Raw genomic sequence first — 6,814 nt, forward strand, 5'->3', positions numbered from 1 at the left:
ATTCCTCGCTGCAATACCTCACGCCCGCGGCCTACGCCGCCTCTCTCACCGCAACGGACGCTCGGCTGCGCAACCCCGACCAGCTCCGCCGATCGCCCGTTGCTTTCCCCGCGCCGCAAGGCGTACAAAACTCCGAGACTCCAACTGCCGCTGGATGAAAGTTCAGGGGCAGGTCACCAGGTGCAGATGCCTTATGCAGCATGAATATATGCCCGAGCGGACGAGTTGACGGCGTTGCATGAACCTAGCGATCGCACTCAGCGTCGCTATCGGCAATCGGTTTGCCGGCCATTCGAGCACTCCCGTCGAGTGGCTCGTGAGCCGGCTCACGCGCGGCTGTCCTGATCCGATCAGGACTTTGGCACTTTCCATGCTGCGATTCGTCAAAACGAAATCGGACGACTAGCCGTTCACCCGCGAACGCTGGCTTGAGCGAAATCGCAGCCGCCGGGACGCCGCGCACCCAGGTCAGCGAGTTGCCCAGTACAATGCGGCGCCGCAATCGCGTGCCCAATAGGACGAGTTGTCCTCCAAGGGGACGCGCATTCATCCAACGCTGTTTCGGAATATTCGGCTATGGGACTCCAATGTCTTCTGCGGTCGTCAAACGCCGAGAGTGGGTTGGAGGACCTGGCCATTTCCAATGAGTGCCGCATTGATAATTATCGGAACTTGGATTCGCTCTCTGCAGACGTAAGCGCTTCAATCGCCTGCCGGTGCACTTGATGGGACCTCCACACAACCATTTCCTTCCAGTCCAAGGCCTGCGGATAATAGTGCAGTTTGGTGGCGCGCCGAATCTGACGACCTAGTTCGGAATCGGCCTCTCCTGGTCGATGCATGAACAACCAATGATCGTTGCGCAGCAGCTCCGGCTTGGGATCGTAAGTTCCAAACTCGAGAGCAACATAGGTGTGCCGATCACCCAAAGCACGCTGCCAAAACTCATCTTGCGAGCCAGAGATAACTACGGAAGTAGAGGTCCCTAGATCGGGGGAGGTGACGGTTGGACCAAAGAAGCTGACCGCTCGCTGATACCCGATCAATCCGGACGGATGCTCGCATTGGAGCTCGCCATAGCCATAACGGCCTAGTCCAGTATGATAATCGATAATGATGACCTGATCGCGATCGGCAACCTGAAACTCGGTCGCTAGTCGCTCGAGAGTTCGCCTGGCTTCAGTGGGCTCAGTTCCGCCGTAAAACAGCCCGCCTGGTCTTGTATACTGGCCAGAAGATCTCGCCACCCGCAGTTTCAGCTCGCCGTGCGCCGACCCATACGCTGCGACCGCGGCTTCAGCGCGCCGAGTTTCGTCCGCTGTAATCTCCGCAGGCACGAAATGCTCGGCGAGCTCCTCGTATCCAGGATTCGAGGGCAGCGGCTTAGAGAAATCGACAAAATTCCGGTTGAGGTCGCATCCTTCTGCAGTGACCCGACGATCCCAGGCGAAACCGTAACAATTCAGTGCGTGTACACAGAGTACGGCTAATGAGGACGGCAGCCCCTCGTGAAATTTGGCTTGAAGAAACGCAAGTTGCGCTGCGGATCCACAGTAGCCTTCCGGCCCATGCGCGCCCGAAACCAGAACCAGGAGCCTCTTAGCATCTGGGCTGCCGAAATAGACCGCGTCCGTGAAGATAGCCTCGCCAGATGGCCCAGTTGTGCTGCACTTATATGATCTCGACGTCGGTGCTGCCGTCAAGAATTTCTGCCTAGCTTCTAGATAGGTATCAGCAAAGGCGATGGAAGCAAGTTGCTGTGCGCTGTCAAGATTCACTTTGTTCTGCCTCCCTGCGGATCAGCGGATCGCTCAGGTATCAATAGCCACTCTGAGTCCCCGCCAGACATCCTCCATACAAGGTCAAGAATCCGGGCGCTCGAGTGAGGTGACAGTCGGCGTCTTGCGCGAGCGTTTCAGATTCAAGGGATACTTTCCAAGCTAATTCGAGCGCCTAACGCCGATAATCTGCGTTAAGGACGCCACTCTCGCGCGGTTTGTGCGTGCGTCGGACCCGTCAGTGGGGCTATCGAAGTCGTCCGCTGGCTGGTTGTCGCGCGCCCCTGCTGGCTCATTCGAGCAAACGACCTCCTCCAAGTAGGCGAGCATCAGTGATGATCATTATCTAAGAGTGCGTGGCGTGCTAGTGCAGCAATTTTCGCGAAAACAAATCACTCATCACCAGGTCCCATATCCGCGGCACAAAAATGATTAGCTTCTGCGATCTCATTCCAGTGGTCGGGTCGACCACGACTCCTTTTTGTTCGCAGGCCATCCAGCGCAGCGCCGCAACAAGCCGTCTCGACGTTGCGCATTGGAGATATATCGCGGCAAAACCGACCGAACTCATCGCGGTCATTTGTTGAAATTCCCTTGCAATTCTGGATAGTAATTTCTCAAGACGATTTCGTCGGCTTTTCATACCGCTCCGATGATTTTCTGCATCAAACGGCCATTTAGCGCCGAAATTCACCTTAGGGGCTGGAGCCACCCATGCGATACGATCGAGTAGACGCCCTCATCCTTGAGATTGTGCAAAAGAACAATCGTGTAACTTCCGAGGAAATAGGCGAACTAGTCGGGCTTTCTGCCACCGCCTGTCAACGACGGCTGAAGAGGCTCCGGTCGGAAGGTGTTATCGAAGCCGATGTCGCGATCGTTTCGCCGAAGGCGGTAGGAAGAACGATTCAAATGCTTGTGCTAGTCAGCTTGGAACGCGAGCGAACAGATATAATCGATAGATTCAAGATGGCGATACAATCTTCAGTTGATGTCGTAAATGGATTCTACGTCACTGGGGACGCTGACTTTCTCCTGTACATCACCGCACGCACCATGGATGATTATGAGCGATTCACCCGGCGATTTTTCTATGAGAATCGCGATATTAAGGCATTCAAGACAATGGTCGTTATGGATCGCGTAAAAGCGGGCTTTGCGATTCCAATTGAGGCCCCTTGATCTGAGGCCGGCAAACTGGACCATTTTTGGCTGGAGTTTTTCGCATCGATTCCCGGGCTGGGAGGAGCGAAGGACGATGAAGGCCTCGGGGTTTTCGGACGCCCAGAAGGCATTCATCCTGAAGCAGGGCAGTGACGGGGTTGCGGTGGCGGACATCTGCCGCAAGGCCGGGATCAGCCAGGCGACCTACTTCAACTGGAAGAAGAAATACGACGGGCTGCTGCCGACGGAGATGCGACGGCTGAAGCAGCTCGAGGAGGAGAACGGCAAGCTGAAGAAGCTGGTGGCGGACCTGTCGCTCGACAAGGAGATGCTGCAGGATGTGATCCGCCGAAAGCTATGAAGCCCGGCCGGAAGCGCAAGCTGGTCGACGAGGTCTGTAGCGATTGGCAAGGCCTGTGACGCTCTCGAGTTTGACCGCTCGACCTATCACTACAAGCCCCGTCGCTCCGGCCAGGCTGCCCTCGAACAGAAGATCAAGGAGATCTGTCATGTCCGCATTTGCTACGGCTACCGTCGTGTTCACGTCCTGCTCCGCCGCGAGGGCTGGCGCCATGGGCAAAACTAGACGCGCCGCATCTATCGCGAACTGGGCCTGCAATTGCGCAACAAGACGCCCAAGCGCCGGGTCAAGGCCAAGCTGCGCGATGACCGTAGGCCGGCCACACGATCAACGAGACCTGGGCAATGGACTTCGTCCGTGACCAGCTGGCGACGGGACACAAGCTTCGCGTGCTTACGATCATCGATACCTTCTCCCGCTTCTCGCCGGCGCTGGCGCCACGGTTCGCCTTCCGCGGTAGCGACGTCGCGGAGGTGCTGGAAAGGGCCTGCAAGGAAGTGGGCTTCCCGGCAACGATCCGGATCGATCAAGGCAGCGAGTTCGTGTCGCGCGATCTCGATCTGTAGGCTTACCAGCGCGGCGTCACGCTGGACTTCTCGCGGCCCGGCAAGCCAACCGACAACGCATTCATCGAGGCCTTCAATGGTCGCTTCCGGGCCGAATGCCTCAACGCCCACTGGTTCCTGTCCCTTGCGGACGCCCAGCAAAAAGTGGAGGATTGGCGCAGATACTACAATAAAGAACGGCCCCGCGGGGCGATCGGCAATCGACCGCCGATTTTGCTGCAAAACCACGTCGGCGCAACCAACCCGCCAACGTGACTAAGGCGCAAAACTCTAGTTCTGGGTGGTCCAAACTTCGGTCTCGCTGCCCCCACCCGAGACTCTAACTGCCGCTGGATGAAAATTCAGGGGCAGGTCACCCTGGCGAGGACTGATGCAGTGGTGGCTGGCATTTACTTAGATCCGCACACTGGTGCTGTTTTTCATCGCTCTTGCGAACATAACGCAAAAAAACCGCGCATCCGCTCCGATACGCTGTCGCGCTAATGAACGCGTGATCCGAGGAAGAAACCCTTAGACTCGGATTTCCTCCCGTAAGCCGGGCAGATCGTGCTAAGTACAAGAAAATGTTACAAGGAATTTATCTGAGGTGCTTAATCACCTCAGGCGATCGTGGCGCTTATGCCATGTTTATCCATTGCGCGCCGATAATAATTTCGGCGAGACGACGGGCGAGCTGGGTCCAGCTGTCTCATCGTGTGGAACTCTCGCCAGACACGGACGGAAATCGCACATCATTGGGCAACGTCGCTACTGCAAGGACGAAATCGACCGGCTCACGCCAATGCGTGCGTGGCGCTCACGCTTGGAGCGCACAAGGGAGCTCCGCGGGAGGTGGTACTTGCCAATTTCAAAGAAGTCTCGGCACCCTTACGGGCCTCATGAGGCATTTGAACGCAAAGTGCGCAAACTGAATAGGCCTAAAAGAGCGATTGCCCAGCTGCTCGCGGCCCAATTTCTAGAATCCTCATCGATCGGGTCTAGAATCGAGTCACTCTACGCGACGCAGGAGCCGATATGATGGATTCACTCAAGTCTGAACTTTCCGGCAGCGAACGTATCACGGCCCCGCTCCGTCACATTGCCTTCCGGCGCATCTGGCTCGCGAGCCTGCTCTCAAATCTGGGCGCCCTCATTCGGAGCGTCGGCGCAGCTTGGGCGATGACGCAGATGACATCATCAGCCGACAAGGTCGCGCTGGTGCAAACCGCCCTGTTATTGCCTATCATGCTGATCTCGATACCGGCTGGCGCGATCGCCGACATGCACGACAGGCGCATCGTGGCGCTGGTCTCAGTCATTATCTCGCTCGCCGGGGCGAGTGCATTGACAGTGCTCACCTGGCTCGACTTGATCACGCCGAACGTTTTGCTAGCTCTGTGCTTCGTGGTCGGCTGTGGAATGGCCCTAATGGATCCGGCTTGGCAATCCTCGGTCAGCGAGCAAGTGCCGCTGGAAACGCTTCCGGCAGCGGTCGCGCTGAACAGTATCAGTTACAATATTGCGCGCAGCGTGGGTCCGGCCATCGGCGGCATTGTGGTTGCGACTGCGGGCGCCGTAGCTGCGTTTGCGCTCAACGTATTGCTCTATCTTCCGCTGATAATCGCGCTGTTGCTTTGGAAACGCATCTCCGTGCCATCCCGACTGCCGCCTGAGAGACTTAGTCGCGCTATCGTTTCAGGAGTCAGGTACATCATCAATTCGCCGTCGATTAAGATCGTGGTAGCTCGCGCCATGGCGACCGGCTTGATCGGCGGCGGAATCATGGCGCTCCTGCCCCTTGTAGTGCGCGATCTACTGCATGGTGACGCACAAACCTATGGCGTTATGCTCAGTGCCTTCGGTCTAGGCGCCGTGATCGGCGCACTCAATGTAACGAAGGTACGTAAGCGCATGAGCGGCGAGGCGGCGCTTCGCGCCTGTATGCTATCGATGGGCGGGGCGATTACGGCGGTAGGGTTGAGTCGCGAGCCGATCTTAACGGCCGCCGCGCTATTCCTCACGGGAGCCGTTTGGATGATTGTGTGGGCGCTCTTCAATATCGGAGTGCAGCTGTCGGCGCCGCGCTGGGTGGCGGGCCGTTCGCTCGCAGTTTACCAAGCAGTGGGATGGGGCGGGGTTGCCGTCGGCAGCTGGGCCTGGGGCTATCTGGCCGACCTTGCCGGAGTGCAAACCAGCCTCCTGATCTCGGCCGGCCTAATGCTGGTGTCGCCAGTGTTGGGGCTCTGGCTGCGCATGCCACGCATAAGTACGCGTGGCGAAGATGCCGAGATGCTAGCCGATCCCGAGGTGCGGCTAGCACTTAATGACCGCAGTGGGCCAGTTGTAGTCGAAATCGAATATCGGGTAGCGCAGGACAATGCACGGGCCTTTCACAATCTGATGCAGAACGTGCAGTTATACCGCCAGCGCAGCGGCGCCTATGGTTGGTCTATTGCGCGCGACATGGCCGATCCCGATTTGTGGACCGAACGCTACCATTGTCCGACATGGCTAGATTATCTGCGACAGCGCAACCGCTCGACGCAGTCAGAGCGCGCATTGGATCGGCAGGCGGCCGATTTCCACATTGGCACCGAGCCGATACGCGTCCGCCGCATGCTGGAGCGTCCATTCGGGTCTGTGCGCCGGCGAGAAGATGACCCTGATGGGACTGCAAACGAATTAGTGCACGCTCAAGGGCTGCTTGGAGTTGACGAGCTAGCCAGAGCCAGGCGACCTGGGTCGCCAGGGCCGGTGAAGACCATCGATCTGCAGCAACATTAGATCGCATCGCACGTAACGTTGATGCCTTTGATCGGGGAGGAGCAAGCCTCGCGGCTTTCTCACCGGGTCACCGGAGGCGGTCGCCCGCCCCCGGTTCCCACAGAATGGCGTGCGGATTTCCCGCACCGACGCTCTTCGACAGTTGGTTCACAGCACCGCAAGCGCCTGCAGCTCCCGATAAG

At 57.9% G+C, this 6,814-nt stretch carries 4 protein-coding genes and 2 pseudogenes; 4 read left to right on the plus strand and 2 right to left on the minus strand.

All coding sequences use genetic code 11. The annotated features are described in order from the left end of the window. Positions 1-158 (plus strand): annotated as a pseudogene (locus tag Q2M23_RS42830) (IS3 family transposase); the annotation flags it as partial. Between the two features lie 504 nt (positions 159-662). Here the strand turns inward: Q2M23_RS42830 and Q2M23_RS42835 are convergent. Continuing rightward, positions 663-1,778 (minus strand): DUF2817 domain-containing protein, encoded by a 1,116-nt coding sequence (locus Q2M23_RS42835; protein WP_316399397.1) that lies wholly within the window; start codon positions 1,776-1,778, stop codon positions 663-665. Positions 1,779-2,142: 364 nt separating this feature from the next. After that, a complete protein-coding gene (locus Q2M23_RS42840) occupies positions 2,143-2,358 on the minus strand; it encodes a hypothetical protein (RefSeq protein WP_316399398.1) in 216 nt (71 codons plus the stop codon). Between the two features lie 134 nt (positions 2,359-2,492). Here Q2M23_RS42840 and Q2M23_RS42845 point away from each other — a divergent pair, with 134 nt between their 5' ends. The 3 genes and pseudogenes from Q2M23_RS42845 (at position 2,493) to Q2M23_RS42855 (ending at position 6,632) form a co-directional block, all read left to right on the plus strand. Further along, complete coding sequence (locus Q2M23_RS42845; RefSeq protein ID WP_316399399.1) at positions 2,493-2,960, plus strand: Lrp/AsnC family transcriptional regulator; 468 nt, start codon at positions 2,493-2,495, stop codon at positions 2,958-2,960. A gap of 76 nt (positions 2,961-3,036) precedes the next feature. Next, positions 3,037-4,124: pseudogene (locus Q2M23_RS42850) on the plus strand (IS3 family transposase). 759 nt (positions 4,125-4,883) lie between these two features. Continuing rightward, a complete protein-coding gene (locus Q2M23_RS42855) occupies positions 4,884-6,632 on the plus strand; it encodes an MFS transporter (protein WP_316399400.1) in 1,749 nt (582 codons plus the stop codon). Positions 6,633-6,814: the final 182 nt, after the last annotated feature.

Origin of the sequence: Bradyrhizobium sp. 33ap4, assembly GCF_032654765.1 — a bacterium.
GTDB classification, from domain to species: Bacteria; Pseudomonadota; Alphaproteobacteria; order Rhizobiales; family Xanthobacteraceae; genus Bradyrhizobium; species Bradyrhizobium australafricanum.

Excerpts from the sequence above, each read along its gene's own strand:
- Q2M23_RS42840 (WP_316399398.1), bottom strand. The coding sequence starts at position 2,358 with ATGACCGCGATGAGTTCGGTCGGTTTTGCCGCGATATATCTCCAATGC.
- Q2M23_RS42845 (WP_316399399.1), top strand. The coding sequence starts at position 2,493 with ATGCGATACGATCGAGTAGACGCCCTCATCCTTGAGATTGTGCAAAAG.
- Q2M23_RS42855 (WP_316399400.1), top strand. The coding sequence starts at position 4,884 with ATGATGGATTCACTCAAGTCTGAACTTTCCGGCAGCGAACGTATCACG.